This window comes from Streptomyces sp. RFCAC02, assembly GCF_004193175.1.
In the GTDB taxonomy this organism is placed as follows: domain Bacteria; phylum Actinomycetota; class Actinomycetes; order Streptomycetales; family Streptomycetaceae; genus Streptomyces.
On the sequence record NZ_SAUH01000001.1, the window covers coordinates 3,904,610 to 3,930,103 of the forward strand.

At 73.1% G+C, this 25,494-nt stretch carries 31 protein-coding genes and 1 pseudogene; 19 read left to right on the top strand and 13 right to left on the bottom strand.

Annotated features, from left to right (window positions below):
• Window positions 1-60: 60 nt before the first annotated feature.
• Window positions 61-483 (top strand): RDD family protein, encoded by a 423-nt coding sequence (locus EMA09_RS18120; protein WP_129842060.1) that lies wholly within the window; start codon window positions 61-63, stop codon window positions 481-483.
• A gap of 88 nt (window positions 484-571) precedes the next feature.
• On the opposite strand, the gene EMA09_RS18125 is transcribed toward EMA09_RS18120, so the two are convergent.
• Together EMA09_RS18125 and EMA09_RS18130 are read right to left on the bottom strand one after the other, a co-directional pair.
• Entirely contained in the window at window positions 572-1,837 is a 1,266-nt protein-coding gene (locus tag EMA09_RS18125) for a hypothetical protein (RefSeq protein WP_129842061.1), read from the bottom strand.
• Window positions 1,838-1,880: 43 nt separating this feature from the next.
• A complete protein-coding gene (locus EMA09_RS18130; protein ID WP_129842062.1) occupies window positions 1,881-2,210 on the bottom strand; it encodes a helix-turn-helix domain-containing protein in 330 nt (109 codons plus the stop codon).
• A 174-nt stretch (window positions 2,211-2,384) separates the two neighbouring features.
• Between EMA09_RS18130 and EMA09_RS18135 the strand changes: the two genes are divergently transcribed.
• The 4 genes from EMA09_RS18135 to EMA09_RS29300 all read left to right on the top strand — a co-directional run bounded on the left by EMA09_RS18135 (window position 2,385) and on the right by EMA09_RS29300 (window position 5,771).
• Window positions 2,385-2,732, top strand: a complete 348-nt coding sequence (locus tag EMA09_RS18135) for an STAS domain-containing protein (RefSeq protein ID WP_168220757.1) — start codon at window positions 2,385-2,387, stop codon at window positions 2,730-2,732.
• 295 nt (window positions 2,733-3,027) lie between these two features.
• A complete protein-coding gene (gene rsgA, locus EMA09_RS18140) occupies window positions 3,028-4,125 on the top strand; it encodes a ribosome small subunit-dependent GTPase A (protein WP_129842064.1) in 1,098 nt (365 codons plus the stop codon).
• Window positions 4,122-5,426: a bifunctional class I SAM-dependent methyltransferase/N-acetyltransferase gene (locus tag EMA09_RS18145; protein ID WP_240796456.1), complete on the top strand. Its 1,305-nt coding sequence runs from the start codon at window positions 4,122-4,124 to the stop codon at window positions 5,424-5,426. The genes rsgA and EMA09_RS18145 overlap by 4 nt, the downstream gene beginning before the upstream one ends.
• Window positions 5,427-5,642: 216 nt before the next feature.
• On the top strand, window positions 5,643-5,771 hold the full coding sequence (locus tag EMA09_RS29300) for an LPFR motif small protein (protein ID WP_276324189.1): 129 nt from the start codon (window positions 5,643-5,645) through the stop codon (window positions 5,769-5,771).
• A 47-nt stretch (window positions 5,772-5,818) separates the two neighbouring features.
• Here the strand turns inward: EMA09_RS29300 and EMA09_RS18150 are convergent, their stop codons facing one another.
• The gene (locus EMA09_RS18150) at window positions 5,819-6,247 is read right to left on the bottom strand and encodes an ATP-binding protein (RefSeq protein WP_129842065.1); all 429 of its coding nucleotides are present in this window, start codon (window positions 6,245-6,247) and stop codon (window positions 5,819-5,821) included.
• A gap of 248 nt (window positions 6,248-6,495) precedes the next feature.
• Here EMA09_RS18150 and EMA09_RS18155 point away from each other — a divergent pair, with 248 nt between their 5' ends.
• Together EMA09_RS18155 and EMA09_RS18160 are read left to right on the top strand one after the other, a co-directional pair.
• Window positions 6,496-7,347, top strand: a complete 852-nt coding sequence (locus EMA09_RS18155; protein ID WP_129842066.1) for a helix-turn-helix transcriptional regulator — start codon at window positions 6,496-6,498, stop codon at window positions 7,345-7,347.
• 12 nt (window positions 7,348-7,359) lie between these two features.
• The gene (locus tag EMA09_RS18160; protein ID WP_129842067.1) at window positions 7,360-7,557 is read left to right on the top strand and encodes a hypothetical protein; all 198 of its coding nucleotides are present in this window, start codon (window positions 7,360-7,362) and stop codon (window positions 7,555-7,557) included.
• Window positions 7,558-7,606: 49 nt separating this feature from the next.
• Here EMA09_RS18160 and EMA09_RS18165 read toward each other — a convergent pair.
• A pseudogene (locus EMA09_RS18165) lies at window positions 7,607-7,753 on the bottom strand (SDR family oxidoreductase); the annotation flags it as partial.
• A 247-nt stretch (window positions 7,754-8,000) separates the two neighbouring features.
• Entirely contained in the window at window positions 8,001-8,852 is an 852-nt protein-coding gene (locus EMA09_RS18170) for a methyltransferase domain-containing protein (RefSeq protein WP_206305962.1), read from the bottom strand.
• 233 nt (window positions 8,853-9,085) lie between these two features.
• Here EMA09_RS18170 and EMA09_RS18175 point away from each other — a divergent pair, with 233 nt between their 5' ends.
• From EMA09_RS18175 to EMA09_RS18190, 4 genes are all read left to right on the top strand, one after another.
• Window positions 9,086-9,646 (top strand): nitroreductase family protein, encoded by a 561-nt coding sequence (locus EMA09_RS18175; RefSeq protein WP_129842069.1) that lies wholly within the window; start codon window positions 9,086-9,088, stop codon window positions 9,644-9,646.
• Between the two features lie 132 nt (window positions 9,647-9,778).
• Window positions 9,779-10,213 carry a hypothetical protein gene (locus tag EMA09_RS18180; RefSeq protein ID WP_129842070.1) on the top strand — a complete coding sequence of 145 codons (435 nt, stop codon included), beginning with the start codon at window positions 9,779-9,781 and terminating at the stop codon, window positions 10,211-10,213.
• A gap of 2 nt (window positions 10,214-10,215) precedes the next feature.
• The gene (locus EMA09_RS18185) at window positions 10,216-10,485 is read left to right on the top strand and encodes a hypothetical protein (protein ID WP_129842071.1); all 270 of its coding nucleotides are present in this window, start codon (window positions 10,216-10,218) and stop codon (window positions 10,483-10,485) included.
• Between the two features lie 42 nt (window positions 10,486-10,527).
• Window positions 10,528-11,868, top strand: a complete 1,341-nt coding sequence (locus EMA09_RS18190) for a hypothetical protein (RefSeq protein ID WP_129842072.1) — start codon at window positions 10,528-10,530, stop codon at window positions 11,866-11,868.
• A gap of 22 nt (window positions 11,869-11,890) precedes the next feature.
• On the opposite strand, the gene EMA09_RS18195 is transcribed toward EMA09_RS18190, so the two are convergent.
• The gene (locus tag EMA09_RS18195) at window positions 11,891-12,484 is read right to left on the bottom strand and encodes a DNA polymerase ligase N-terminal domain-containing protein (RefSeq protein WP_129842073.1); all 594 of its coding nucleotides are present in this window, start codon (window positions 12,482-12,484) and stop codon (window positions 11,891-11,893) included.
• Between the two features lie 44 nt (window positions 12,485-12,528).
• Entirely contained in the window at window positions 12,529-13,893 is a 1,365-nt protein-coding gene (locus tag EMA09_RS18200) for a hypothetical protein (protein WP_129842074.1), read from the bottom strand.
• Between the two features lie 239 nt (window positions 13,894-14,132).
• On the opposite strand from EMA09_RS18200, the gene EMA09_RS18205 reads away from it, so the two are divergent.
• Window positions 14,133-14,780 carry a TetR/AcrR family transcriptional regulator gene (locus EMA09_RS18205; protein WP_168220758.1) on the top strand — a complete coding sequence of 216 codons (648 nt, stop codon included), beginning with the start codon at window positions 14,133-14,135 and terminating at the stop codon, window positions 14,778-14,780.
• A 70-nt stretch (window positions 14,781-14,850) separates the two neighbouring features.
• Window positions 14,851-15,657, top strand: coding sequence for an alpha/beta hydrolase (locus EMA09_RS18210; RefSeq protein WP_129842076.1), 807 nt, complete (start codon window positions 14,851-14,853; stop codon window positions 15,655-15,657).
• 15 nt (window positions 15,658-15,672) lie between these two features.
• Here EMA09_RS18210 and EMA09_RS18215 read toward each other — a convergent pair whose 3' ends face one another.
• Window positions 15,673-15,981, bottom strand: a complete 309-nt coding sequence (locus EMA09_RS18215) for a hypothetical protein (RefSeq protein ID WP_129842077.1) — start codon at window positions 15,979-15,981, stop codon at window positions 15,673-15,675.
• Window positions 15,982-16,065: 84 nt separating this feature from the next.
• Between EMA09_RS18215 and EMA09_RS18220 the strand changes: the two genes are divergently transcribed.
• Window positions 16,066-16,800 carry an HNH endonuclease family protein gene (locus EMA09_RS18220; RefSeq protein ID WP_240796457.1) on the top strand — a complete coding sequence of 245 codons (735 nt, stop codon included), beginning with the start codon at window positions 16,066-16,068 and terminating at the stop codon, window positions 16,798-16,800.
• Between the two features lie 7 nt (window positions 16,801-16,807).
• Here EMA09_RS18220 and EMA09_RS18225 read toward each other — a convergent pair whose 3' ends face one another.
• The 3 genes from EMA09_RS18225 to EMA09_RS29035 form a co-directional block, all read right to left on the bottom strand.
• On the bottom strand, window positions 16,808-16,987 hold the full coding sequence (locus EMA09_RS18225) for a hypothetical protein (protein ID WP_129842079.1): 180 nt from the start codon (window positions 16,985-16,987) through the stop codon (window positions 16,808-16,810).
• A gap of 151 nt (window positions 16,988-17,138) precedes the next feature.
• Window positions 17,139-18,164, bottom strand: coding sequence for a D-alanyl-D-alanine carboxypeptidase (locus EMA09_RS29030; RefSeq protein ID WP_240796458.1), 1,026 nt, complete (start codon window positions 18,162-18,164; stop codon window positions 17,139-17,141).
• Window positions 18,165-18,298: 134 nt separating this feature from the next.
• The gene (locus tag EMA09_RS29035; protein ID WP_240796459.1) at window positions 18,299-19,345 is read right to left on the bottom strand and encodes a hypothetical protein; all 1,047 of its coding nucleotides are present in this window, start codon (window positions 19,343-19,345) and stop codon (window positions 18,299-18,301) included.
• Window positions 19,346-19,801: 456 nt separating this feature from the next.
• Between EMA09_RS29035 and EMA09_RS18235 the strand changes: the two genes are divergently transcribed.
• The 3 genes from EMA09_RS18235 (at window position 19,802) to EMA09_RS18245 (ending at window position 22,121) form a co-directional block, all read left to right on the top strand.
• Window positions 19,802-20,599 carry a GPP34 family phosphoprotein gene (locus tag EMA09_RS18235; protein WP_240796460.1) on the top strand — a complete coding sequence of 266 codons (798 nt, stop codon included), beginning with the start codon at window positions 19,802-19,804 and terminating at the stop codon, window positions 20,597-20,599.
• Window positions 20,600-20,876: 277 nt separating this feature from the next.
• Window positions 20,877-21,740: a helix-turn-helix transcriptional regulator gene (locus EMA09_RS18240; RefSeq protein WP_129844116.1), complete on the top strand. Its 864-nt coding sequence runs from the start codon at window positions 20,877-20,879 to the stop codon at window positions 21,738-21,740.
• A 165-nt stretch (window positions 21,741-21,905) separates the two neighbouring features.
• The gene (locus tag EMA09_RS18245; protein WP_129842080.1) at window positions 21,906-22,121 is read left to right on the top strand and encodes a DUF397 domain-containing protein; all 216 of its coding nucleotides are present in this window, start codon (window positions 21,906-21,908) and stop codon (window positions 22,119-22,121) included.
• Window positions 22,122-22,358: 237 nt separating this feature from the next.
• Here EMA09_RS18245 and EMA09_RS18250 read toward each other — a convergent pair whose 3' ends face one another.
• Complete coding sequence (locus EMA09_RS18250) at window positions 22,359-23,090, bottom strand: amino acid racemase (protein WP_129842081.1); 732 nt, start codon at window positions 23,088-23,090, stop codon at window positions 22,359-22,361.
• Window positions 23,091-23,209: 119 nt separating this feature from the next.
• On the opposite strand from EMA09_RS18250, the gene EMA09_RS18255 reads away from it, so the two are divergent.
• Both EMA09_RS18255 and EMA09_RS18260 read left to right on the top strand, forming a co-directional pair.
• The gene (locus EMA09_RS18255) at window positions 23,210-23,764 is read left to right on the top strand and encodes an XRE family transcriptional regulator (RefSeq protein ID WP_129842082.1); all 555 of its coding nucleotides are present in this window, start codon (window positions 23,210-23,212) and stop codon (window positions 23,762-23,764) included.
• A 65-nt stretch (window positions 23,765-23,829) separates the two neighbouring features.
• Window positions 23,830-24,510, top strand: coding sequence for a class I SAM-dependent methyltransferase (locus EMA09_RS18260; RefSeq protein ID WP_129842083.1), 681 nt, complete (start codon window positions 23,830-23,832; stop codon window positions 24,508-24,510).
• Window positions 24,511-24,629: 119 nt separating this feature from the next.
• On the opposite strand, the gene EMA09_RS18265 is transcribed toward EMA09_RS18260, so the two are convergent.
• Window positions 24,630-25,376 (bottom strand): Mut7-C RNAse domain-containing protein, encoded by a 747-nt coding sequence (locus tag EMA09_RS18265; protein WP_129842084.1) that lies wholly within the window; start codon window positions 25,374-25,376, stop codon window positions 24,630-24,632.
• Window positions 25,377-25,494 lie beyond the last annotated feature (118 nt).

Sequence of the window (25,494 nt, forward strand, 5' to 3'; positions counted from 1 at the left end):
CCTGATCGTCGGAGCGGTCCCGTAGATTTTTCCTGTCGTACGAGGAACGGGGGACGGGACATGGCATCGATACCCGACGAGGCCGACGAGGGCTGGCTGCTGCTGGTCACGGCCACTGACGTACTGCTCGCCCTGGGGGCCGGGATCGCCGGTGCGCAGGTGTACGCGCCGGACGACATCGGGGGAGTGGCGCTGTCGTTCGTCGGCTGCGCGCTGGCCTTCTCCTTCGTCAACCACGTGTTCGGCATGTGGGTGCTGCGCGCCAGCATCGGCAAGCTGGTGTGGGGGCTGCGGGTGGTCCGGGTGCCCGAGGGCGGGCGGCCCGGGTTCTGGCGCGCGGTGGCCCGCTGGCTCGTCGGCTACGTGCTCTTCGCGCTGATGGCGCTCATCGAGGACGGCGGCGGCGTGGGGGAGGCGTGCAGCCTGCGCACCGTCCGCCGCCGCGACCTGCGCCGTTACGCCGGTGGCGGCTACCGCGCCTAGAAGCTGTCGGGGGCCGGCCGGTTGCCGGACGCGTACTCGTCCGCGACGTGGAAGACGCTCCAGCGGCCGGGCGGCCGCCGTCCGTTCCTCAGATGTGCAGTGCGCCGGTGAACGGCCCGTGGCCCACTCCCTTCTCGGTGACCGCCAGCCAGCCGTGGCCGCTCATGGGCATGCCCTCGCACACGCCGGTCGGGTCGAGGGAGAGTGCGATGGCGGCGTAGCCCGCGTCGGTGGCGAGGGTGGCGTTCGGGTCGTGGTCGTCCTCGGGGTCGAAGGCCGGGCCGGCGCTGAGCGGTTCCTCCCAGTCCAGGGGTTCGCCCTCCCACTCCGGGTCCCCGTAACGCCAGTAGCTGCGCCGTACGGCTCCGTCGACGGCGACCGACCAGACCATCGAGTCGCTGTGCGTGTCCTGGAAGAAGAACTGGGCCTCACCGCATGCGGCACTCAGGCGGCGCAGGAGGTCGTCGACGTCCCAGTGCATCTCCCACAGCGGTGTGTCGGCGTAGACGAGCCGCCAGCCGTCAAGCTCCGGCGTGACGAAGACCCGGTACGCCACGCGCTCCGTGCCGTCGGGGCCGGGCACGCGGGCGATGTCGTGCCCCATGGCGGACAGCCCCATCGCGATCGTGCAGGGCCGCCTGTCGTGCAGCCCCATGACGTCGAAGAGGCCCTCGTACGCCGCGCCTCGGACCGCCAGCCAGCGGTGGTCGGGCAGGCTGCTCGGGATGTCGTCGGCCAGCTTGATGCGGACGAGCCGCTCCAGCGCGAGCCGGTCCCGAGCGTCGAGCCCGTCCTCGCCGGCCACGGTGGCCAGCGCGGTCAACGCGTGTCCGCGCAGCTTGGCGGGGCCGTTGCGGCGGACCGCGCGCAGCTCGGGACAGACCCGCGGCCCCATGGCCCGGACGGCCTTCTCCGCCACGTAGCGCGTGTAGCTGTCCGGGTCGTCCAGGAACGGGAGGACGTCGGCGACGGCGGGGGCGGCCGCCTCGCCGAGCTTCTCCAGACCGCCCAGCGCCTGGGTCCTGATCTCGCCCATGGGGTGCGACAGGGCGGCCACGTACTGCGGGAGGCACCGTTCGTCGAAGCCGCGCAGCACGTGCCCGAGCTCCCACCAGTCGGGCACCTTCTCGGCCCTGGCGCGGGCCGCCACGGTGGCGTCGAAGGCCGCCGGGCCTATCAGGCGCAGGGCCTCCTGCAGCCCGAACATGACGTACCGGTCCACCGTGGTCAGCGCGGCCAGCAGGCCGGGCACGGCAGCGGCACCGGGCTCGGCGAGACGACGGACGGCCCGGGCCCGCAGCTCCTTGTCGTGGCCGGCCCGTTCCAGCTCGGCGATGAGCTCGTCCTGATCCATACGGCAGACCGTAACCGGGAGGTCGGACAGCGGGCGCGACGGGTCAGCGCGACGCTGTCTGCGTGCCGCGGACCGCCTCGTCCTCGATGAGCGCGGAGAGCAGGGAGGCGACGGTGCGGCCGGCCTCCGCCGGATGGCGCAGGACCTTGCCCGGCTCGACGCGGTACGTATTGGTCCGCCCCTCGCGCGTGTGGGACAGGTACCCGTCGCGTTCGAGGTCGGCGATGATCCGCTGGACTCCGCGCTCGGTGATGCGGCAGCGGGCGGCGATGTCACGGACACGGACGTTCGGATCTTCGGCGACGGCCGCCAGCACGCGTGCGTGGTTGGTGATGAACGTCCATCCGTTGTGAGATTCCGGAACTCCAACCATGGGTGAATCTTAGGCCGACCATGGCGGAACTCAAATACGTGACATATATTTCGTGTACCTGATGACGTACGTTCGATCGTGACGCAGTGAGGGAGGGCCGGGCGGGTGCCGTGGGAGAGGGTGGATACGACGGGGCGTGTTCAGGAGGCGGGGACCCCGCCGCATTGCCCGGGGGTGGTCGGCAGCCGTCCGGAGGGTGACTGGACGGTCGTCGTGGCGCGCGGCGAGTTCGACATCGAGACCCGCGAGCTGCTGCACCGGGAGCTGAGCGGCGGACTCAGGGATGCCGCCCGAGGCGTCGTCCTCGACCTCGCGGGCGTCACGTTCTGGGACTGCTCGTCCCTGAACGTCCTGCTCGCCGCGCGCCGGGCGGCGTCGCGTGAGGGCAAGACCGTGACGATACGGGTGGCCGGTCCGTCCGCGCACCGGATCCTGGAGCTGACCGGTGCGCTTCCGCTGCTGGCCGCCCCCGATTACCGGATCCACCGGCCGGCCGCGCGGCTCGCCGCCGCGGCCGGCTGAGGCCGGGGCTGAGGGCAGGCGCCGCCGGGGCGGAGCCCCGTCCCGGCATTGTCCGACGCCGGTGGAACGGACGTGCTAGCGTGGGCGGAGCAGGGACAACCGGGTCAACTGCGGGACTGGAAAGGGGAGGTGAGTTGATGACTGCCGTGAAGGCCGCTGCCGTGCGCAGCGCACACCGGACCATCCTCACGTCCCGGGCCCCGGTCTGACCTGACGTTCACCCCCCGCCCGAGCCCGATGGCTCACGGGGGCGGAGCTTCGCGCTCAACGGGGTCCCTGTTCAAGGGTCTCTACGTTGTCTCCATCCGCTTTCCACCATGCTCAGCCGTACTCCCTGGCGGACTACGGCTGGGACGAGGCGTGCGAGCACGCCTTCGCACCCCATCGCGACGCCGGCTCGATCCCGGCCCGTGTCGTGCGAGCCGAACGCGGCTCGTGCGAAGCAGTCACCGATGCCGGAATCCTCCGTGCGGAGATCTTCGGTGCCGCCGATCGGAAGAATCCGCTGTCGCCGCCATGCACGGGCGACTGGGTCGCCCTGCGTCCTGCCACCAGCGATCACGGACCAGTGCTGCACGCGGTGCTGGAGCGACGCACCGCCCTCGTACGGTCCACCGCCTCGCGTACCTCCCGCGGCCAGGTCCTGGCCGCCAACATCGACACGGTCGCGGTGACGGTGTCGCTGGGTGCCCCGCTGAAGCACGGCAGGACCGAACGCATGCTCGCCCTGGCCTGGGAGAGCGGCGCCCGGCCGGTCGTGGTGCTCACCAAGGCCGACCAGTGTGCCGACGCGGAACTGGCCGCGGCCGAGGTGTCCGAGGTGGCACCAGGCACAGATGTGCTGGTCACCAGCGCTGTGACCGGGCTGGGCCTGGACACCCTGACGGCCGTCCTCGACGGCACCGTCGTGCTGCTGGGCTCCTCCGGCGCGGGTAAATCCACTTTGGGCAACCGGCTGCTGGGCGAGGACCGGCTGGCGACCGCCGCCGTGCGCGACGTGGACGGCAAGGGGCGGCACACCACCGCATGGCGGGACCTGGTTCCGCTGCCCGGCGGCGGGGTCCTGCTGGACACCCCCGGTCTGCGCGCGATCGGCCTGCACGACTCCCAGGACGGGCTGGAGCAGACCTTCGCCGAGATCGAACATCTCGCGCAGGACTGCCGGTTCACGGACTGCGCGCACGTGAGCGAACCCGGCTGCGCGGTGCTGGCCGCCGTGGAGGCGGGCGAAATTCCTCAGCGCCGTCTGGACAGCTACCGCCGACTGCTGAGGGAGAACGCTTACGCAGCCTCCCGCACCGACGCTCGGCTGCGAACCGACCGCGAGGCCGTCGAGAAGAACATCACGCGGCACCTGCGTGCCACCTATCGGTTCCGGGAGCGTCAGCTGTGAACGACACCGACACACCCGACCGTGCTCCCGGCACCGACCCGGTGACGGAGGCGTTCTTCGCCCTGCACCACGATCTGCCCCGGCAGAGCCCCGGATCGGACGCCACCACACGGCGCCTGCTGGAGATGGCCGGGCCGTTGCCCGAGTGCCCGCGGGTGCTGGACGCGGGCTGCGGCCCCGGCCGCTCCACCCTCCTGCTGGCGGAAGAAGCCGGTGCGCACGTGACCGCGGTCGACCTGTACCAGCCCTTCCTCGACGGCCTCGCCGCCGAGGCGGCCCGCCGGGGCCTGGGCGACCGGGTCACGGTCGTCAACTGCTCGATGGACCGGCTGCCCGTCCCCGATCACAGCTTCGACGTGATCTGGGCCGAGGGGTCCGTGTACACCGTCGGCTTCGACGTCGCCCTGCGGGCCTGGCGTCGCCTGCTCGCCCCGGGCGGCGTCCTCGCCGTCACCGAGATCGAGTGGACCACGCCCGACCCCGCTGCCCCGGTGCGCGCCTACTGGGACGCGGCCTACCCACTGCGCACCCACGCCGCGAACGCCGACGCCGCGCAGGCCGCCGGCTATCACCTCCGCGCGCACTGGCCGCTGCCGGAAAGCGACTGGTGGGACGAGTACTACACGCCGCTCACCCAGCGCCTGGCCCGAGCGGACCCGCAGCGGCCCGGCATGCCGGAGGCCCTGGCCGCACACCGGGCGGAGATCGACATGCGTCGCGAACACGGCAGCGACTACAACTACGCCGCCTACGTCCTCCGCCCCCACGACACCACCACTGAGAACGGAACCATGACCACCTGGACCGCCCGTCCCGAAACCGCCGACGACATCCCCGCCGTCCGAGACGTCCTCCTCGAGGCCTTCCCCACCGCCGCCGAGGCCGACATCGTCGACGCCCTGCGCGCTGACCCGCAGGCGTGGATCGACAGCCTGTCGATGGTCGCCGCAGGCCCCGACGGCACCCCGGTCGGGTACGCGCTGCTCACCCGCTGCCGCGTCGACGGTCGACCTGCCCTCGCCCTGGCCCCGTGCGCGGTGCGGCCCTCGGCCCAGCGCGCCGGTGCCGGTTCCGCGGCCATCCGCGCCGCCCTGGCCGCCGCCCGGGCCATGGGAGAGAACCTGGTCGTCGTCCTGGGACACGCCGACTACTACCCCCGGTTCGGCTTCACGCCGGCCTCCCGCTTCGGCATCCGAGCCCCCTTCGAAGTGCCTGACGAGGCCATGATGGCCATGGCTCTGGACGACACTCGCCCCGTCCCGGCGGGCACCATCCAGTACCCGGCCGCGTTCGGCGTCTGACCGCTCCTGTGGCGCCCCGGGGCCGGTTCCCCGAGGCGCCACAGCCTTCCGGTGCGCGTATCGCGAGATGGGGCTCGCCGGTGACGGTGGGTGCGGGGAGGTGGCGGAAAAAGGGGGTTTCCGCGCTGCCGTACGCGGCATCCGTAACTGTACGAAGCAGAACAGGGCACCATCCGGCCGTACCCGGCCGGGTGACCTACCTCGGGAGGTCAAGCCATGTTGAGAGCTGTCGCAGACGTCCTCCGCCAGATCGGCGGCGCTGTGGCCACGGTCGTCACACTGCCGTTCCGCGCGGTCGCCCGCCTTTTCGGCGGCGCATCGAGTACGGCTCACGGGCGGCACTGACCCCCGGCGCGCAATACCTGAATCCCGCCCCGGTGGCGCTCGGACCGTCACCGGGGCGGTGACATGTCCGCGTGGAACGGCAGTCCGGCGACGACGGAGGTGCCGTGCACCGGACGCGGCCTGATCGCCCACGCCGCCGCGATCCGGTCGACGAGCAGCAGTCCCCGGCCGGACTCGGCGTCCGCGTCGGGGCGTGTCGGAACCGGCTTGCGGCAGCCGTTCCCGGTGTCGGACACGGCCAGCCAGTAGTGGCCGTCGGCGGGCCACAGGACCAGTTCGACCAGGTCGTCCGCCGTGCGTGCGCCGTACCGGACGGCGTTCGTGACCAGTTCGGACGTCAGCAGCCCCAGATCATCGTTCAGGCCGGGCGGCAGCCCCTTCGGCAGCGCCTGCGCGACGGCGTGCCGGGCACGCATCACCGACGCGGGGTGGGCGGGGAAGTGCCAGGAGGCGGGGACGTGGGGGATTTCGGGCATGGCGGACTCCGCTCGATGACTCGTGCTCGGTGGTCACGGATCGCCGGTGGCTCGCCGCCCTGGTCGCGGCACACCCGCCCCAGGGCGGACGGGCATGCTCGCGCGGTGCGCTTCCGGCTGTCGCCGTGTGTGGCTTACGCGGTACCCAGAGTAGGACAGTTGGGGGTACATGTGCTACCGATACCGTGTGATCGACTACCGGGAGCCCTTCCCGGGCGCCACACTGTCGCGGGAGAAGCGAGGGGACCATGCCGCCGAGAAGTAGTCCGACTGCGCTCCAGCAGCGTTTGGGTGCGGAACTGCGCAAACTGCGAGAGGCGGCGGGACTGTCCACGGAACAGGCTGCGGCACTGCTCGACACCAAGCGGACTGTCATCACGAGCACGGAGGCGGGTCGCCATGGCGTCAGCCCGGCCCGTGTGCGGCGCATGGCCTTCCAGTACGAGTGCACTGATCAGGCATTGGTCGATGCTCTGGTCGCCATGTGTGCGGATGGCACGAGCGGGTGGTGGGAGGAGTACCGGGACGTTCTGCCCGCGACCTTCCTGGACATCGCAGAGTTGGAGTGGCGAGCCGTCGGCCTGCGGGTCAGCACGATGATGCACATGCCTGGCCAGTTCCAGACCGAGGCGTATGCGCGGGCTCTGTTTCAGGCCGCCATCCCGCCGCTGCCCGCCGATGAGTTCGAAGCACGACTTGCTCACCGGGTGCAGCGGCAGCGGGCGATCGACAGGGCGGAAGCGCCGCCCTACACGCTGGTGATCCACGAGGCCGCGCTGCGGATCGAAGTAGGCGGGCGCAAGGTTCTACGGCAACAGCTCGCGCATCTGATGGCCGCTGCTGAACGGGAGAACGTGACGATTCAGGCCATCCCGTTCTCGGCCGGCGCCTTCCCCGGCTCCGGCCAGGCGATCCTGTATGCGCTCGGCCGGGTGCCCCAGCTCGACACGGTGCACTTGGACCGGACGACAGCGGGGGAGTTCGTGCATTCCGAGGCGCAGTTGTGCAAGTACCGCCTGCAGCTCAGTGAGATGCAGGGGATTGCGCTTACGCCCGAGGCAACCGTTGACTTGATGCACGGCATCTCGCAGCAGCTCTGAAAGGATCACACCGTGCCCGACATCGCTTGGGAAGAACCCTTCTGCCAGGACGCGAGCAACTGTTTCCGCATCGGCACGGATGCTGAGGGCAATGGCTACATCGCGGTCAATGGTGAGGAAGGGCGCTACCTCGTCGACAGCTTGGATGCCCTGCGAGCGATGATCCTTGACATCAAGGCGGGCAAGGCCGATCACCTGTTGCGGTCCTGAGCGCGAGTGCTGCCGCCCCGTGCGCGGCAGCACTCGTTCAGGTCGGCTGTCAGGCGAGTGACTGGCCGCCGTCCAGGGGGACGGTCGCGCCCGTGACGTAGGGGTTGGCCATCAGGAACAGGGCTGCCGCGCCCACCTCCTCCGCCGTTCTGTAGCGGCCGAGCGGCAGGCCGGATCCCGCCTCGGCCAGGCGGCGTTCGGTATCGGCGGGCCGCCGCGCCCACTACCAGGAGATCGTGCGGGTGCTGTGCCCCGACCCGGCGCACACGGCCGTCATCCAGGAGTGGCTCGTCACGCTCTTCGCGCTCGTCCTGTGGAGCTTCGCCGCCCCCCCAGATCAACCGCATGCTCCTGGACGAGACGTCCGACGACGACGCCCGCGCGCGGAACCGTGCCGCGGTCGTCCCCGGCCACCGCTCCCTGACGCCCGCGCGCGCCCGTGCTCACCGGGGCAGGTACGCGGTCGCCAGGACCGAGACGGTCACCCGGCCGGGGAGGAGGGTGTCGTCGGGCAGGTCGGCGCGGTCCACGTGGCGTGCGCTCGGTGTCATCGCCACCAGGTCCCGCGCGTCCGGGCCGCTCAAAGGCAGGGCGTACTCCACGCGTTCGGTGACGGCGGGCTCGAAGAAGGGGGCGAGCGCCCGGTGCAGGCGTTGTTCCTTGGCCGGGTCCACCGCGACCATCGCGGGGACGCGGTCGCGCAGTTCGGCGAGGTGGCGTCCGGTCGGGCGCACCACGACCAGCCGGCCGGACGGGCGGAGCACGCGACGGAACTCGGCCGGGTTGCGCGGTGCGAATACGTTCAGCACGACGTCCGCCGACCCGTCGGCCAGGGGGAAGGGGCGGAAGACGTCCCAGGACGCGGCGGCTGCCCGCGCGTGGGCACGGGCGGCCGAGCGGAGCGCGCGCACCGACGTGTCCAGGCCGAGGGCACGGGCGTGGGGCAGCCGGTCGAGCACGCCGCTCATGTAGTGACCGGTGCCGCAGCCGGCGTCCACCACCGTGCTCCGCTCGCACGCGGCGTCGGCCACCAGGCGCGCCACCGTCCGGCCGATCGGGGCGAACGCGCCGGTGGCCAGGAACCGTTCCCTGGCGCGGACCATGGGCGCGTCGTCGCCGCTGGTGGCGCGGGTGCCGGTCAGGAGGCCGACGTAGCCGTGGCGGGCGACGTCGAAGCTGTGACCGGCCGGGCAGCGCAGGGCGCCGTTCCCGGGGCGCAGGGGGTGGGCGCGGCACGTCGGGCAGCGCAGCAGGTCGATGGATCGTTCGAGGGCAGGGGTCAGCAACACGGGCACAGCGCACTCCTGGCAGGCGGAAGGGTGAGGAACCGTGCCTGCACACGCGCATGGGGAACGGGCGGCGCCCGAGGGGGGGATCAGGTGGCAGGCACGCCGAGGAGGGCGATGCCGTCCGGCGTCGCCCTCATTGCCTTCCGGCTACGAGAAGCAGTGGTGCGGGGTGCTCGTGGGTGCCACGCGTCCAGTCTAGGAGCGGAATAGGTGATCGCGGTCGCCGGTTGCTGCGGGACGTGCGCGATCCCGAGGAACTGCCCAGCGGCATACACCCCCTGCTCGCCGGGCGCTTCAGCCCTTACCGGTTCGATCCGTCGGCGGTGGTCGGCGATCGCGCTCTCGGCCTGCTGCTGGAGGCCGCACGGTGGGCGCCGTCCGCCGGGAACTCCCAGCCGTGGGGCTTCTTCACCGGCAGACGGGGCGAGCCGGATCACGGTCGGGTGCTGCCCCACCTCGCGCCCAGCTCGGCCCGCTGGGCGACGGACGCGGGCCTGCTCGTCGTCACACTCACACGCCGCCACGTCGATGACACGGGACTGCTGTACTCCGAGTTCGCGGACCACGATCTCGGCCAGGCCGTCGCCCACATGACCGTTCAGGCGCAGGCCATGGGGCTGGCCGCGCACCAGTTCCGGGCCTTCGACATGGAAGGGCTCACGAAGGAGCTGGATCCGAGGCCCGGTTGGGCGATCGTCTCCATGATCGCGGTGGGCAGGGCGCTCGGTGGCCCGCCGGAGGGCCGTGGCCGCCGCAGCGTGGCGGACCTGCTCTCCGCGCCCTGGACGCCGGGGGAGTGAGGTCCCCCGCCCCGGCCGCCGGGGCGCGCGGGTGGCGGTCGCCGTCCTGATATGTAGGCTGCCTATCGGTTGGCGGCCTAGGCGTGCTATGTATTGGCAGCCTACTTGTTGTCGCGTCGAGACGGGGTTCCCATGACCAAGCTGCTGCTGTCGGTCCATGTCCTCGCGGCGATCCTGGCCATCGGGCCGGTCGCCGTGGCCGCATCCGCCTTCCCCCGCTACGTGCGCGAACCGGCCGGTGCCGCGCCGGAGACGGCCGCCCACCTGCACCGGGTCTGCCGCGCCTACACCGTGCTCGGCGTCGCCGTACCCGCCTTCGGCGTCGCCACCGGCGCCCGGATGGGGGTCCTCACCGACGCCTGGCTGCTCGCCTCGGTCGTCATCACGGCGCTGGCCGCCGTGCTGCTGCTGAGCGCGATACTGCCCGGCCAGCGGCGGCTGCTGGCCGCGCCGGGCGTCCGGGCGGAGGCGGCGCGGCTGGCCATGGTCACGGGGATCTTCAACCTGCTGTGGGCCACCGTCGTCGTGCTGATGATCGTGCGCCCCGGCTCGACGACGGGAGCCTGACCGTGACCGGAACGGCATCCCTCCGCCTCGCGGCCCACGCGGAGGTCCTGACTCTGGCCGTGCTGCTGATCAACCTGAGCACGGTCCACGCCGACGCCGTCTCGTCGCTGTGCGGCCCGCTGCACGGCACCGCGTACCTCGCCGTGCTCGCCCTCACCTGGCTGACGCCCGGCACCGCCCTGCCGGGCCTCCGCCCGCGCGCGTTCATCCCGGGGATCGGCGGCCTGCTCGTCCTCACCGGAGCCGCGCGCGCCCGTGCCGGGGAGTCGTGACGCCCGGTACGGCCTCCCCCGGACACCGGAGTTCCGCCTACCATGCGGTGGAGTACGGACGGCCGCACCGGGGGCGTGATGGAGCAGTACCAGGGGTTCACCGAACAGGACGTCCGCAGCGCCCTCGCCGCGGAGGGCGGGCCGGACGCGTGGGAGACGGGACCGGCGTTCCTCCAGGAGATCGACCCGGACCACATGGCCGAGAACGCCGTCGTCTACGCCAAGGCCGCCCGGGAGACCGACGACGCCGCGGGACTCTCGCGACGGGCCAGCGTCGCCGCCGGATCGGCCGGCGGCTCGAACGGCCTGTCGTTCGCCGACGCCGAGGACCGTCTGGAGGAGACCGAACGCGACCTCGCGGGCGGCGAGGACAACGGCCTCTACGACGTCGTGGAGGTGCTCCGAGCCGCGATGGCGGACGCCGTGGACACCCGCTCTGCCGTGGACGACCTCCTCAACGGCGAGGAGGGCCTCCACCCCGTCATCCAGCGCCGCATCAAGGCCGCCGGTCTCGAATGGGACATGGCGGTCTGCCGGATCGACATGCCGGAAGGCATGGCGGACTCCATCCGCAGCCGCAACCTGCGGCTCGCCGTCAACGACGCGCGCGTCATCGCCGGCGACATCGGCGACACCATCGACTCCTACCGCCGCCGCATGACCTGGCGCGCCTCCGAACTCGCCGCCGGCGGCTACGACGTGGCCGACGGCCCCCTCGGCCTGTGGACCACCGAGGGGAACGCCGCCTACGTCGCGGGAGTCGTCAGGGAGGAGCTGGCCAGGGCCGCGGACGACCCGGCGAGCGTCGACGTCGCCCGCCTCCTCGACAGCATGGCCCAGCTCCGGTCGATCGTGGACCGGGGCCGCGACCTCGCCGGGGTGCGTCTCGAGGACTACGCGTATCTCGACGCGTTCTACGAGGCGGTCGGCGGCGGCGAGGCGTTCGTCGACCTCGGCGCGATCCTGCAGAAGCGCGACGACCTCGGCCTCGACCCCACGGCCTCGGAACGCCTCGACCAGGTGGCGGCGGCACTCGGGGACGGCATGCTGACCGCCTACGGCCACGACACCGTCACCATGCCGGACTCGCTCGCCCACCTCTTCAAGGTCTACTCGTGGCGCGACGAGGGCGGCGCCTGGCGGGACTTCGGGAAGTTCGGCGAGGTCCTCGGGCACGCGACGACGACACCGACCCGCCGGATGACCGAGGACCTCGTCTCCAGCGCCGTGGTCGGCATCAGGTCGCAGCACGACAACACCGGCAGCGACGGCGTGCTGCACGCCGCCATGCTCAACCTCCCCGTGGCCAGGGAGGAGATCGGCGCCTGGAACAACGACTGGGCCGACCGGAAACTGGAGGCCAGGGAGAAGGACGAGGACTGACCGGCCCCGTGTCCCGGCACGGTCAGCCGGACGTCTCGACCTGCCGCAGCGTACGGCCCGTCCGCGCCGAGCGGGCGCGGCGCGGGTCGGGCGTCCCGTGGTCCGACGCGTGCGCGTCGTCCCGCTTGATGAGCAGCCACGCCTCGTCGCCGCCCTGCCGGAAGCGCGTGAGGGCGTACCCGCCGCGGAGTTTGCGGCCGCGCAGCGCGAACGAGAGGTGGCCCCGTGCGAGGGCGTCGGCGACGGACGAGCCCTTCTGCTGGTGCCAGGTGCCCTCGTCCCAGATGATCACGGTGCCCGCGCCGTACTGGCCCTTGGCGATGGTGCCCTCGAAGTCGCGGTAGTCCAGCGGGTGGTCCTCCGTCGGCATGGCGAGCCGCCTGTCGTGCGGGTCGGTGGACGGACCCTTCGGCACGGCCCACGACTTCAGCACGCCGTCGGCTTCGAGGCGGAAGTCGAAGTGCATGCGGGTGGCGTCGTGGATCTGGACGACGAACCGGGGGTCGCCCCCGTCGCCGCTGCCGCCGTGCGGTTCGCCGGTACGGCCGAAGTCCCGCTTGCGCCGGTACTCGGCGAGCGGGTGGCCGGGATCGGAGGTCTTCCGCTGGACACTCACCCCTCCATGCTGGCACCGGGCGCGCGGGTCCGCATGTGCGCCGGTCAGGGGGTGCTGCGCTCCGCGCACTCCGCGAGCGAGAAGTCCTGCCGCAGCGTGTGGCCGGCGCACGGGAGGACGTGCGCGACGGCCGGTGTGCCGCCGTCCGGGAGGAGCAGCAGGGTCACGTGCTCCTCCGGCAGCGCGGTCACGGCGTACCGGCCGCGCTCGTCGGTCCTCGTGCGCAGCAGCGCGTGGCCGTGGCCGTCGATGACGGACAGCAGCGCCTCCGGCACGGGCTCGCCGCCGTCCCGGCAGACCTTGCCGACGACCATCGGGGTGTCCTCGCCGAGGCGGCCGGCGCTGTCGATGGGGACGGCACGGGGCTTCGGCGCCTCCAGGATCGGGTCCTCCGGCGTGGTCGCGGAGGGCTCGTCGGCCGTGGCCTCGGTCTCCGCGCCGCGGGCGCGGCGGCGCTGCAGGACCGCTCCGGCGACGTTCAGGGCGATGCCGGCGGCGAACCACGCGCACAGCACGAGCGTGGGGCGCAGGACTTCCTTGCCGTCGAAGTAGAAGACGCCGTGGAGCGCGTCGATCAGGTTGCCCAGCGGCATGATCGGGTGCAGGAAACGGAAGAATCCGGGCACCATCTGGTACGGAATGGCGCCGCCGCTGGACGGGATCGACAGCAGGACGAACAGCGTGATCGCCACCCCGGGGATGAACTGCCGCACGAACGGCACGAGCCCGAACGTCACCCACGCGATCGCCTGCGTCGTGAGGAACGCGTACAGGATCGCCAGCGGCTCGAACGGCACCACGTCCATCGCCAGGCCCACGAAGAAACCGACGACGCTGACGAACGCGCCCACGCCGGCGAGCGTCAGCAGCTTGGCGGTGCGGCTGAGGGCCACGGCCCGCAGCAGCATCATCACGGTGATGTACGGGACGATGTTCCACACCATCGCGAGGTAGAACAGGCCGGTCCCGGTGACGTCGCCCGGGGCCGTCGGGACCAGCTCGTTCGTGTGGAAGTCCTGGCCGGCCGCGGCGGCGGTCTGGCCGAACGTCGCGGTCAGCACCTGTTCGAGGGACGCGCCGTCGGCCTTGGCGAGGTGCAGCGTGGCGTCGTCGCCCTCGACCGTGTACGCGGCGACGACGTCCCGGTCGAGGACGGCGCGCCGGGCGTCGGCGGCGGTGTCGGCGGGCACGATCTCGTAATTGCCGGGCGCCAGGTCCTCGAAGCCCGCGGCGACGGCCTCCGCGGCCTCGGTGCCCGAGACGGCGACCCGTACGTCGTGCGGCGCAGGCGCGTGGAACGGCAGCATGTAGCAGAACAGGAAGCCGAAGAAGAAGAGCATCGGGAACCACAGACCGCCCGCGAGGGTGCGGATGATCGGCGGCCTCGGCTCCTCCTCGGCTCCTGCCACGGCGGCGGCACCTCCCGGCGGTCGGGTCGGTCACGGCCGCGGGACGCGACCGGGTACGGACACCGCGGGCCGCGTCGCGCCCCGGCGGCGGGGACCGCCCTTGGAAGCTAACACGCGTGAGGTGAGTCGGCTAACGGATGTTGTGCAAGGTGGGGCACCACCCCGTACACCGTCCGGCACACTGTTCCCGAGCCGAACCGCCGGTACCCGCGCCGGCGCCACGAGAGGAGCACCGCCGCATGGCGCCGCCGAGGGACGCGACCGAGCCCCGCACCCGCGTACCCAACCAGTGGGGCCAGGGCGGCCGGCTGCGCGAGGAGATCCTCCAGGCCGCATCGCGGCTGATCGAGGCCGGCGCCGGCACCGAGGACGACCTCTCGCTGCGGGCCATCGCCCGCGAGACCGGCGTCGCCGCGCCCAGCATCTACCGGCACTTCGCCGACCGGACACAGATCGTCCGCGAGGTCGTCGCCGGGGCCTGGGCCGCCCTCGCCGCCGAACTCGACGCGGCCGGGCGCGGCGTACCGGACGGCGACAGCCGGGGCCGGCTCGGCGCGATGGCCGGGGCCTACGGACGGTTCGCGGCACGCCGGCCCCGGCACTACCGGCTCATGCTCCTCTTCGAGCGGGGCCGGTCGTCAAAGGAACTGCCCCCGGGGCACCCCGCGCGGCACGTGTTCGATACGTGGCGGGACGCGGCCGCCCGCTTCCTCGCCGACCACCTGGACCGTCCCCAGGACCCCGACACACTCGCCCACCTGCTGTGGACCGGCCTCCACGGGCAGATCGGCCTCCGTCCCGTGCTCCCCCCGCCGGCGGACGGCGGCGGGGCCGAGGACGCCCGTACCGCCCTCATCGACGCCCTCCTCGGGCCGCTCCCGGACTGACCGGCCGCCGCCCCGCGTGCGGTCCCACCCCCGCAGCGGCCATCATCGCTTGCGGGGAAGGGAGAGACCTATGCCGTTCGTCACCGCGGGGAATGCCCGGGTCCACTACACCGTCGCCGGCACCGGCCCCGCCCTGGTCCTCGTGCACGGCACCGGGCCGCTCGGCGCCGAGGGCACCTGGGGAGCCCTCACCCCGGCGTTCACCGACCGCAGAACCGTCATCGCGCCCGACCTGCCGGGCGCCGGACGCACCACCGACGACGGGGAACCCCTCACCGTCGAACGGCTCGCCGGGCACCTCGCCGCCGTCATCGAGGACGCGGCGGGCCGGCACGGGACGGCCGGCGGCCCCGTCACCGTCCTCGGCTTCTCGCTCGGCGCCCCCGCCGCCATCGCCCTCGCCGCGCTCCGCCCCGACCTGGTGGACACCCTCGTCACCGTCGCCGGCTGGGCCTGCACGGCCGACGACGCCTACCTCGCCAACGAGTTCGCCCTGTGGCGGCTCCTCGGGAAGACGGACCCCGAGGCGTTCGGCCGCTGCGTCATGATGACCGGCTTCAGCCGGACCTTCCTCAACACCCTGCGGCCGGCGGAGATCGACTGCCTCGTCGCCGCCATGCCGCCCACCCCCGGCGCCATGCGCCACGTCGATCTCGACGAACGCATGGACGTCCGGCACCTCCTGCGGCGCGTCCGGGCGCGCACGCTCGTCATCGGCTGCACGCAGGACGCGACCGTGCCGGTGGAGCACAGCCGCGCCCTCCACGCGGCGATCCGCGGCGCGCAGTACGCGGAACTCGACACCGGGCACGGGCCGTTCTTCGAGCAGCCGGGGGAGTTCGCCAAGCTGGTGCGCGACTTCCTGCCCGGCGCCTGACGGCGCGGCGCCGGATCAGGCGGCGGGTTCGGACGTGTCCGCCGGATCCGCCGCCTCGGCCGGCTCCACGGGCTCCGCCGCCTCCGACTCCGTCATCGTCGTGCTGCCGAGCACCGTCGCGTGCTCCAGCACGTCCTCCAGCGGGTCGTCGATCTGGCCGGTGCCGATCAGGGCGAACCGCGGACCGATCGTCGTCTGCCCGCTGTAGTGCTCGTCCGCCGACGCCGTGTCGGCCCCGCCCAGCGCCGCGGTACCGACCGCGAGCGCCAGAACGGACCACCGGGCGGCGCCCCTCGAACGGCGGGCATGCCGTGTGATGCTCATGCTGTGTCACCTTTCGTCGGACTGTTCATCAGCAAGAGCGCCCAGACGGTTACGGTTTCAGCAGCTCGTAATACCGTGCGTGGGGTGATCGACTCCCACACCCAGCCCCGCGCGACCGCGCGGCGGGGACGGTCGGCGGCGCTCGCCGTGGCCGCCGTCCTGCTGCCGCTCGCCGCCTGCGACCAGGTCCCGACGACGACCGATCCCGTCCCGTCCGACCGGGCGACCACCGCGCCGGCACCGGACGGCGACGGGGGGGAGCGAGCGACCGCGCTCCCCGGCCTGCCCAGCTCCGACGAGGCCCGCGACCTGCTCGCCGGACTCACCGTCGCCGACGCGGGCTCCATGAGCGGCTACTCCCGCGACCGCTTCCCCCACTGGGCGACGCGCGACGGCTGCACCGTGCGGCAGCTCGTCCTCGCGCGCGACGGCGCGGACGTGACGGCGGACGACGAATGCCAGCCGCAGTCGGGCACATGGACCAGCGCCTACGACGGGGAGACGTTCACCGACCCGGGTGACCTCGACATCGACCACATCGTCCCCCTCGCGAACGCCTGGCGCTCCGGCGCGGACGAGTGGACCGACGAGGAACGCGAGACGTTCGCCAACGACCTGGACCATCCGCAACTGCTCGCCGTCAGCGCCGCGAGCAACCGCTCCAAGGGCGACCAGGGACCCGAGGACTGGCTGCCGCCCGGGGAGACGTTCCACTGCGACTACGCGCGCGCCTGGACCGCCGTGAAGGACACGTACGGCCTGACCGTCACGGCGGCCGAACACGACAGCCTCACGCACCTGCTCGACACCTGCCCGTGAACGGCGCTCACATCGGGGTCCGGTACTGCTCCGCCTTGTCGAGAGTGGCGGTGAAACGCGCCCACTGCGCCGCGCCCTCCGGGGTCGGACCCACGGTGAAGTCCTCCGGGTCGAGGAAGTCCAGCCGTTCGCGCGTGGCGGGATCCAGATCCCGCCACGCCGCTTCGTCCTGCGGTGACCGAGCCACAGTTGTCGCACACCCAAGCGCCGTTGTTCTCGAATCCGCGGCCTGACCTGCCACGGGGAGGACGACTGTAGCGCGCCGCGCGGACCTCGGCAGCCCCCGGCGTCCCGTTCGGACGCGCCGTGTCCGGAACACCGGGGGCGGTGCGCGGGGATCAGGCCACGCGCGTCAGCTTCTCGGTGAACCCGGGCTCCGCCAGGTCCTCGGTGAGCACGAGCGGCACCTCGGTGCCCGCGACGGTCAGCGTGCCGACCTCCGTGCCGGCGGCGGCGCTGTTCGGGACCCCGCCGTCGCCCTCCTCCAGGGTGATGTCGACGCTCACGCCGTCCCAGCCGACCGCCGTGACGTCCTCGGCCACGGCGACCGGCGTCCGGCTGCCGAAACCGTCGTCCACGTACCCGACGACATCCCCCTCGGCCAGCACCGTCTCGGCCCGCAACTGCTCCTGCGCCCAGCGGATCAGGGTGTCACTGGCGTTGAGCGCGCCGGTGAGGATCGAGTTGTCGGACGGGTCCGGCGGCTGGGCGAGCACCGCGCCGACGATGAGCCGCACCTCGTCACCGACCGGCTGCTGCACGGCGAACAGCAGGTTGCCGCCGGCCGCGGTGGTCGTGCCGGTCTTGATGCCGACGACGTTGTTCATGGGGACGAGGTAGTTCCAGTTGCCGTGCTCGTCGCCGTACTGGTCGACGTAGGACGGCTGGCGGGCGACCTCGCGGAAGACGTCGTTCTCCATGGCGGCCTGTCCCAGGACGACCTGGTCGGCGGCCGTGCTGACGGTGCTCTCCTCAAGGCCGCTCGGGTCCGTGTAGGTCGTGTTGTCCATGCCGAGCTCACGGGCCGTCTCGTTCATCTTGTCGACGAACGCCTCCTCGGAGCCGGCGTCCCAGCGGGCCACGAGGCGGGCGACGTTGTTCGCGGACGCGATGAGCAGGGCCTGCACGGCCTCGTACTCGGAGATCTCGTCACCCGCCGACACTTCGACGGTCGACTCGTTCTGCGCGCTGAGGGCGCTGTCGTCCTCGGCCTGCTGGTCCACGGGGATCGTCTCGCCGCGGCCCTCGTCGTCCGTGATCGGGTGGTCGCGCAGGAGGATGTAGGCCGTCATCACCTTCGCGACCGAGGCTATGGGGACGGGCTCCTGCTCGCCCGAGGAGCCGAACGAGCCGACGCCCGGCACTTCGAGCTGCGCCTGACCGCTCGCGGGCCACGGCGCCGACGGGCTGTCGCCCTCGAACGTGAACGTCTCCTCGGCCGTCAGGTGCAGCGACGGCTCAGGCAGCGGGCGCAGGGTCTGCGCGACCGCGAAGACGATCAGGAGGAAGACGACGACCGGCGTCCATATCTTGACGCGCCGCAGGGTCGTCCGCAGGGGGTGGGCGGTGGCGCGGGACGGTTGGTGAGGGAGGCCAGGAGTTCCAGCGGGTCCCGGGGGGCGTCGCTCGCCGGGGCCGGGGTCTCGGCCGGGGACTTCAGCGGCACGTAGGTGCTGGACGGCTTGGCCCCGGGCGATGCGGGCGGCGCCGTGGGAGGAGCGGTCGGGGGGAGCCGCAGGTGCGTGGTCGTCCGGTCGCCCTCCTTCCCGGCCGGGGGTGCGGCGGGTGCCGGGTCGCCCGGCGTGTCGGAGGGCAGGCGCAGGGCGGTCGTCGCCTGGTCCACCGGCTTGCCGGCCGGTTTCGCGGCGGACGCGGCGCCGTCCGGCCGCGGGGCGTCGCCGGTCTCCGGCGCGTCCGCGGGCTGCGCGTCGGCGGCCTCGGGGGGCAGGCGGAGCATGGCCGTGGCCTGGTCGGTCCGCTTCCCCGCCGCCGGTTCCGCGTCGTCCGGACCGTCCGCGTCGACCGGGCTGTCGGGGCCGGCGGAGTTCGCGGCGCTGTCGCCCTCGTCCACGCCGTCCTCGGCGGCCCGGTCCGCCTTGTCCGTGTCCTCCGGGGTGTCGGTGTCTTCCGGGCTGTCCGGGGTGCGGGAGGCCGCGGCGTCCTCGTCCGCCCCGTCCTCGTCCGCCCCGTCCTCGTCCGCCCCGTCCTCGGCCCGGTCGGTCCCCTCCCGGTCCGCCTCGTCCTCGTCCGCGTCGTCCTCGGCCGCGCGCTCCGGGGTGTCGTTCCCGTCGGCCGCGGTGGCCGGGTCCGCCTCCGCCGTGCCGGTGCCGGCGGCGTTGTCCGAAGTGCTGTCCTTGTCCGCGCCGGCGGTCGCGGCCCCGACCCCGCCGGAACCGTCCTCGGCGCTGTCGCCGTCGGCTCCGGCGACGTCCGCCGCGCCGTCGGGGGAATCGCCGGCGCCGGCGGCGGCTTCCCCGTCGCCGTCAGCGCCGTCAGCGCCGTCAGCGCCGTCATCCCCGCCGTCCGCGTCCTGCCCGGCGGGCACGGCGGCCGGCGGGTCGGCCGGCAGCCGAGGGTCACGGACCGGTGACGTGCCGCTCTTCCCGTCGCCCGCCGCGGCGTTCTCCTCCGCACCGCCGCCGCCAGCGCCGTCCTCGCCCCCGGGAACTCCGCCGTCCTGGGGAACTTTTCCCCCACCCCGCGGCGTCTCCTCCGATGACTCCTCGTCCCGCTCCCGCTCCGAAATGTCCGGGGACCTGCCCGACACCCATGCCTCCCACAAGTCGTTCGCGCCGCGTCGTTCCCACTGCCCTGCGGCCCTTACCAGTCTGCCGGGTCCCGCTCACCGCGGTACGACGCGTCCGGGGCGGCCGAATCCGGCCGTCCACCCTCAAGGACGACTACGACATATCTACGGGTTCCCACCCATAGCGACCACGTCCTCTCGACAGAACAATGTGAGAGGCGTCACCCTGTCTTTCATCCACGCGGGGAGGCATGGATGGGCAGGAGTCGTAGAACCATTCCGGAGGAGCTGCTGCTGCTGGCTCTGGACCCGGCCACGGGCACCACAGCGCAGCCCCAGTCGCTCGACCTCGGCCTTGCCGGGGCGCAGCTCGTCGAGCTGGCCCTGGCGGGACGAATAGCCCCAGATGGGGACCGAATAGCCGTGATACTGGCACGGCCGACCGGAGATCCCACCCTGGACTCCGCTCTGGAACTGCTGCGCAGGCGCGGCAGCCCGGTGCGGGCCGTCCACTGGATCGGCGGACCCAGATTGGGACTTCGCCAAACCTACCTCACGCATCTGGAGCGCTGCGGCATGGTGCACGCGGTGGAGAACCAGATGTGCGGCGTCCTTCCGACGACCCGGTACCAGGCGACGGACACCGCGGTCAGCCGGCAGATCAGGGCGCGTCTCGACACGGCGATCCGCACCGGGACACCACCGGACCCGCGGACCGCGGCGCTCGCGGCCCTCGCACACGCCGTGGGCCTCGGCAAGCACCTCTATCCGGGCAACGAGGGACGGTCGTCCCGGTCCAGGCTGCGTGACCTCATCCGGCACGACCCGATGGGCGGGCTCGTCGCCCACGCCGTCATGGACGTGCAGAACGGTGTCGCCGGCCAGGCGGCCGCACGGCAGCGGGGCGTCCAGCCGGCCGGCGCGGCGCCGCGCAAGACGGGGCGGAAACCCGCCGCCGGCGCCATGGCGGTGGTCGGGCCGTCGGCAGGGCCGGACCAGGCCATGCGCAGGGCGGTGGCGCGGGTCCCGGTACGCCCCTCGTTGTCGCATTAGCCCGACGCACACACGCGCGATCGGTAGGTGCCGGCGTGCTCCGCGCCACCAGCGGCAGCCGCCGGACGACCGCCGGCGCACGGACCACCCGGGAGCCGCGGGCGAGCGCGGGGTGGAGCGGAGGACCGTCCATGCGGACCACCGCCCCACCCCGCGCTTGCGCATGAGTACCCTCGGTCGTCAGTCTGTCGCCAAGACCCTGCGGTGGTGCCGTCGGAGATGGCAGTCTGCTGGGGAGCGACAGTTCATGATCGCTGACCGACGGAGGTGCAAGTCCGTGGCGGGCAATGTCAATCCCACTGTCCGGCGACGCCGGCTCGGCCAGGAATTACGGCGTCTCCGGGAGGACCGGAACATGACGGCGGAGGAAGTCGCGGACCGCCTCCTCGTCTCCCAGTCCAAGATCAGCCGGCTGGAGAACGGCCGGCGCAGCATCAGCCCGCGGGACGTCCGGGACCTGTGCGGCGTCTACGGCGTGGAGGACAAGCGGCTGATCGACTCCCTGATGCAGATGGCCAGGGAGTCCCGCCAGCAGGGGTGGTGGCACGCCTTCGCCGAACTCTCCACCTCCTACAGCGTCTACATCGGTCTGGAGACGGACGCCTCCTCCCTGCGCGTCTACGAACCGCAGGTCATCCCGGGGCTCTTCCAGACACCCGCCTACGCCGAGGCGCTGATCGCCGGCGCGCTCCCCGAGGTGACCGACGAGGAGATCGACAGCCGGGTGCAGGTGCGGCTGCGGCGTCAGCAGCGTGTGTGGGACGACAAGAACCCGCTGCGCCTGTGGGCGGTCGTGGACGAGGCGGTGCTGCGCCGTCTGGTCGGCGGCACCTCGGTCATGGCCGAGCAGATGAACCGGCTCGTGGAGTGCTCCCGCCTCCCGAACGTGACGCTGCAGATCCTCCCGTTCAGCGCCGGCGCACACCCGGGCGTGAACGGGCAGTACGCGGTGCTGGAGTTCCCTGAGGCGACGGATTCGACGGCCATCTATCTGGAGGGCGGCACGAGTGACCTCTACCTGGAGAAGCCGCATGACGTGCAGTACTACAGCGTCATGTACGAGCACCTCCGGGCGCAGGCGCTGAGCCCGGAGCAGAGCCGCGCCTTCATCATCAAGGTGGCCGAGGAATACGGGGGTTAGCCGGGCAGGGGGAAGGGGAGTCGGGGCGGAGCATACATGCCCTGGGGACGGTCGGCCCGGAAACCGGAAACGCTCCATCCGGTCGGGTGAAGGCATCCGGGGTGTGCCGAGGGTGACGAGTACGGTCTCCCGCGTTACTACCGACGTGTACTCCGGGAGCAGACCATGGCAATCCAGCGAGCGGCCACGCGCACGTGGACGAAGTCCTCGTATTCCGCGGGCAATGGCGCCTGCGTGGAGGTGATGTCCCCGGGCCGGGATCTCCTGGCCGTGCGGGACTCCAAGGTGCCTGCCGGTCCGCGGCTGGGGTTCGCCGTCGGTTCGTGGTCGGCTTTCCTCGGTGTGGTGGACCGCGCCGCGACCGGCGGCTGCGGCGCCTGACACGCGGCCGGTGCCGTCCGGGGCGCCCGTACCGTCCTGGGCGGCACGCCGATCACCCCGCCGGGCCGCGCCTTCCCGCCTGCCGGAGGCACCCCCTTCCTTCTTCCTTCCGCGCCTCCCGCGCTCTCCGTCTCCTCTCCCTCCTCGCTCCTCCCTTCTGCTCGTGCGGGCCGTGTCCCCGTGCTCGATGTGCAGTCCTCCCGCCCGGCGTCTCCTTCCCGCGCTCGCCGCCCCGTCTCACCGCTGGTGCGGGCCGCCCCGCCAGTCCGGCAGCGGACGCCGCCCCGCCGCCACCTCGAATGCCGCCTCGGCGCCGAGCCGGGTCGAGTCCAGGACGGGCAGGGGGGAGTCGGCCGGCGTGATGAGCAGCGGTATCTCGGTGCAGACGAGAGCCACCGCGTCGCAGCCCCGGGCGGCCAGGCGTTCGATGACGCCGAGGTACCGCGCGCGGGCGCTGTCCGTGAATCTGCCGTGCAGCAGCTCCTCCCAGATGACGCCGTCGATCAGCTTCCTGTCCTCCGCGACCGGTATCTCCGCCGTCATCCCCAGCGCTCCGAACGCGTCACGGTAGAGCGGCCCCTCCATCGTCCAGCGGGTGCCGAGGACGCCGATCCGCCGGTGCCCGTCCCGCGCGGCACGCTCGGCGACCAGGCGGGGCAGATGCAGACCCGGCAGCGGGAGTCCGGGCAGCCCCGGCAGATCGAGCGCGAGGTGCGCCGTGTTGTCGGGGCAGAGGAAGAAATCCGCTCCCGCCCGCGCCAGGGCCTCGGCGCTCTCCGCGAGGACCGCTCTGACCGCAGCGTGGTCGCCCGCCTCCCAGGCCGGCATCGACCGGGCGAGCGGGATCATGTCCAGACTGACGCGGGGGTGCTCGTTCGCCCCCAGGGCGGCGATCCCGTCGGCGCAGAAGGCCCGCAGGCACAGGACCGCGCCCTCTGCGCTGTGACCCAGGATTCCGGCGTGCTTCATCACGACCACCCCGTTCGGTGTGGTGAACGTCTGTCCGTTACAGTGAACATCATCGCCCTCGCGTTCGTCAAGGCGAACGTCCGGGCGTCCACAGCGAACGAGCGGAGGCGGCCACGGCCATGGAATCCGTCCACCTGAACGAGACGATCGCGGCCGCGCTCCGCCGCGAACGGACGCGGGCCGGCATCACCCTCACCGAACTGGCACGGCGTGCCGGGCTCGCGAAGTCCACGCTGTCCCAGCTCGAGTCGGGCGGCGGCAACCCGAGCGTCGAGACGCTGTGGGCACTGGCGGGCGCGCTCGGCGTCCCGTTCAGCCGCCTCGTCGACCCGCCGGGCGCCGCCGTGCGTCTCGTCCGCGCCGACGAGGGCACACCCCACCACGCGGACGACGCCGACTACAGCGCCACCCTGCTGGCAGCGGCTCCGCCCCACGTGCGCCGCGACATCTACCGGATCGCGGCCGAGCCCGGCGACACCCACCACTCGGAACCGCACCAGCCGGGGACGGTCGAGCACCTCGTCATCGGTTCGGGCCGCGCCGAGGCAGGCCCGGCCGACGAGCCCGTTGAACTCGGCCCCGGCGACTACCTCGCCTACCCCGGGGACGCCCCGCACGTCTTCCGCGCCCTCCTGCCCGGCACGACGGGCGTGATCGCGATGGACCACTCCTGACCTGTGCCGGCGGCCCCGCCGGGCGTCCGGTCGTCACTGTCAGTGGCGGGTGCGAGCATGTGGTCATGGACGAGCGAGGGGCGGCGATCGCCGCGTACTGGGGCCGCGCGGCGGCGCGGTTCGACGAGGAGCCGGACCACGGCCTGCGGGACGACCGGGTCCGGCGGGCGTGGGCCGCGCGGCTCGCGCGGTGGGTGCCCGCGTCCGCCGGTGACGTGCTGGACGCAGGCTGCGGCACGGGGTCGTTGTCCGTCCTGCTGGCCGGCGCCGGGCACCGGGTGACGGGCGTCGACCTGGCGCCGGCGATGGTGGCGGCGGCGCGGGAGAAGGCCGGGAGGGCCGGTCTCGCGGAGCGGACGGAGTTCCTCACGGGGGACGCGGCCGGGCCGCCGGTGGGCGGGCGGCGGTTCGGCGCGGTCCTGGCGCGGCACCTGCTGTGGACGCTGCCCGATCCGCACGCGGCCCTGCGCGCCTGGTGCGCGCTGACGCGGCCGGGCGGCCGTCTGGTGCTGGTCGAGGGCCGCTGGCGGCAGCCGGCCGGCGCGCGCCCCTACGTCCCGGAGGCGGCCGGGCTGCCGTGGGGGGACGGCGTCGGCGCCGAGACGCTGACCGACGTGCTGCGTCCGTGGGCGGAGACGATATGCGTGGAGCCGCTGGCCGACGACCCCGACCTGTGGGGCGGCCCGGTCGACGACGAGCGGTACGCGCTCGTCGCCACGCTGCCGGAGGACGGGGGGAGCCTCTGAGTCGGACGGCACGGGCGGGACCGGTGGTGTGCCGGCGCTCGGCGGGAGTTCCGTGCCGGCTCGTCCGCGTCGTGGCCGCGCGCGGTCGGGCGGCTTCCGCTGGCGGCGCGGGGAGCGCGTCAGGCGGGCGTGTCCGGTGCGGTGTCGCCGAAGTCGTGGAGTGCCTCGTCGACGATGGCCGCCAGGCGGGTGTGGTGGGCGCCGCGCCAGTAGATCCGGCCGCACGCCGGGCACTCGGCGAACACGTCGTACGTGCTGCGCGTGCCCTGCTCCAGGCGGGCGCCGACCGACTCCTTGTCGGCGGGGCGCAGCGGTCCGTTGCAGGCCGTGCAGCGTGTCCACGGCGCGAGGCGCGGGCGGAAGCGCTCCAGGACCTCCCGCAACTGGTCGTCGGGCCGGGTGTGGTCCACGTGCGCGCCGGCCCACAGCTCGCGGCGGCGCAGCAGCCCCCGGTCGCGCGACAGCAGTACGCGCCGCTCCGCGGCCGACCGGGCGGCCAGCGCGGCGTCCCCGGGGTCGGGGGTCGTGTAGGCGGCGTCCACGCCCAGCAGGCGCAGGCGGCGTGCCAGGGTCCCGAGGTGCACGTCCAGCAGGAAGCGCAGCGGAGCCCCCGGCACCCGCTGCGGGCGGTCCACCGGCCGTACCTCGACCGTCTCGCCCGCCGCGGGCACGTGCGCGGCCGGCACCTCGCGGCCGTCCGCCAGCAGCCGGCCCACCTCGGTCAGCGGCACCCCGAGCGACTCCACGACGTGCCCGAGGGACGAGGTGCCGTCCGTCGTGACGGGCAGCCGCTCCACGCGCCGGCCGGCCGGCAGGAAATGCCGCAGCCGGGGCGCGAGCACCACCGTGATCCCCTGATCAGCCACGCCGCCAGGATGCCACCCGCGCGCCGCCGGGCGGTACGGGATCCCCGCCCGGCACCCGGTCCGCGGGTCGCGCCCGGGCGGGGATCCCGGCCGTGTGCGGGGCCGCCGGGCAGGGCAT

What these genes read in the sequence shown, in the direction of transcription:
- EMA09_RS18245 (WP_129842080.1), top strand. Translation starts at nt 21,906, where the DNA reads ATGGCAATCCAGCGAGCGGCCACGCGCACGTGGACGAAGTCCTCGTAT.
- EMA09_RS18235 (WP_240796460.1), top strand. Translation starts at nt 19,802, where the DNA reads ATGGGCAGGAGTCGTAGAACCATTCCGGAGGAGCTGCTGCTGCTGGCT.
- EMA09_RS18120 (WP_129842060.1), top strand. Translation starts at nt 61, where the DNA reads ATGGCATCGATACCCGACGAGGCCGACGAGGGCTGGCTGCTGCTGGTC.
- EMA09_RS18215 (WP_129842077.1), bottom strand. Translation starts at nt 15,981, where the DNA reads ATGAGCATCACACGGCATGCCCGCCGTTCGAGGGGCGCCGCCCGGTGG.
- EMA09_RS18190 (WP_129842072.1), top strand. Translation starts at nt 10,528, where the DNA reads ATGCGGTGGAGTACGGACGGCCGCACCGGGGGCGTGATGGAGCAGTAC.
- EMA09_RS18205 (WP_168220758.1), top strand. Translation starts at nt 14,133, where the DNA reads ATGGCGCCGCCGAGGGACGCGACCGAGCCCCGCACCCGCGTACCCAAC.
- EMA09_RS18255 (WP_129842082.1), top strand. Translation starts at nt 23,210, where the DNA reads ATGGAATCCGTCCACCTGAACGAGACGATCGCGGCCGCGCTCCGCCGC.
- EMA09_RS18150 (WP_129842065.1), bottom strand. Translation starts at nt 6,247, where the DNA reads ATGCCCGAAATCCCCCACGTCCCCGCCTCCTGGCACTTCCCCGCCCAC.
- EMA09_RS18250 (WP_129842081.1), bottom strand. Translation starts at nt 23,090, where the DNA reads ATGAAGCACGCCGGAATCCTGGGTCACAGCGCAGAGGGCGCGGTCCTG.
- EMA09_RS18260 (WP_129842083.1), top strand. Translation starts at nt 23,830, where the DNA reads ATGGACGAGCGAGGGGCGGCGATCGCCGCGTACTGGGGCCGCGCGGCG.
- EMA09_RS18180 (WP_129842070.1), top strand. Translation starts at nt 9,779, where the DNA reads ATGACCAAGCTGCTGCTGTCGGTCCATGTCCTCGCGGCGATCCTGGCC.
- EMA09_RS18210 (WP_129842076.1), top strand. Translation starts at nt 14,851, where the DNA reads ATGCCGTTCGTCACCGCGGGGAATGCCCGGGTCCACTACACCGTCGCC.
- EMA09_RS18130 (WP_129842062.1), bottom strand. Translation starts at nt 2,210, where the DNA reads ATGGTTGGAGTTCCGGAATCTCACAACGGATGGACGTTCATCACCAAC.
- EMA09_RS29300 (WP_276324189.1), top strand. Translation starts at nt 5,643, where the DNA reads ATGTTGAGAGCTGTCGCAGACGTCCTCCGCCAGATCGGCGGCGCTGTG.
- EMA09_RS18125 (WP_129842061.1), bottom strand. Translation starts at nt 1,837, where the DNA reads ATGGATCAGGACGAGCTCATCGCCGAGCTGGAACGGGCCGGCCACGAC.
- EMA09_RS18155 (WP_129842066.1), top strand. Translation starts at nt 6,496, where the DNA reads ATGCCGCCGAGAAGTAGTCCGACTGCGCTCCAGCAGCGTTTGGGTGCG.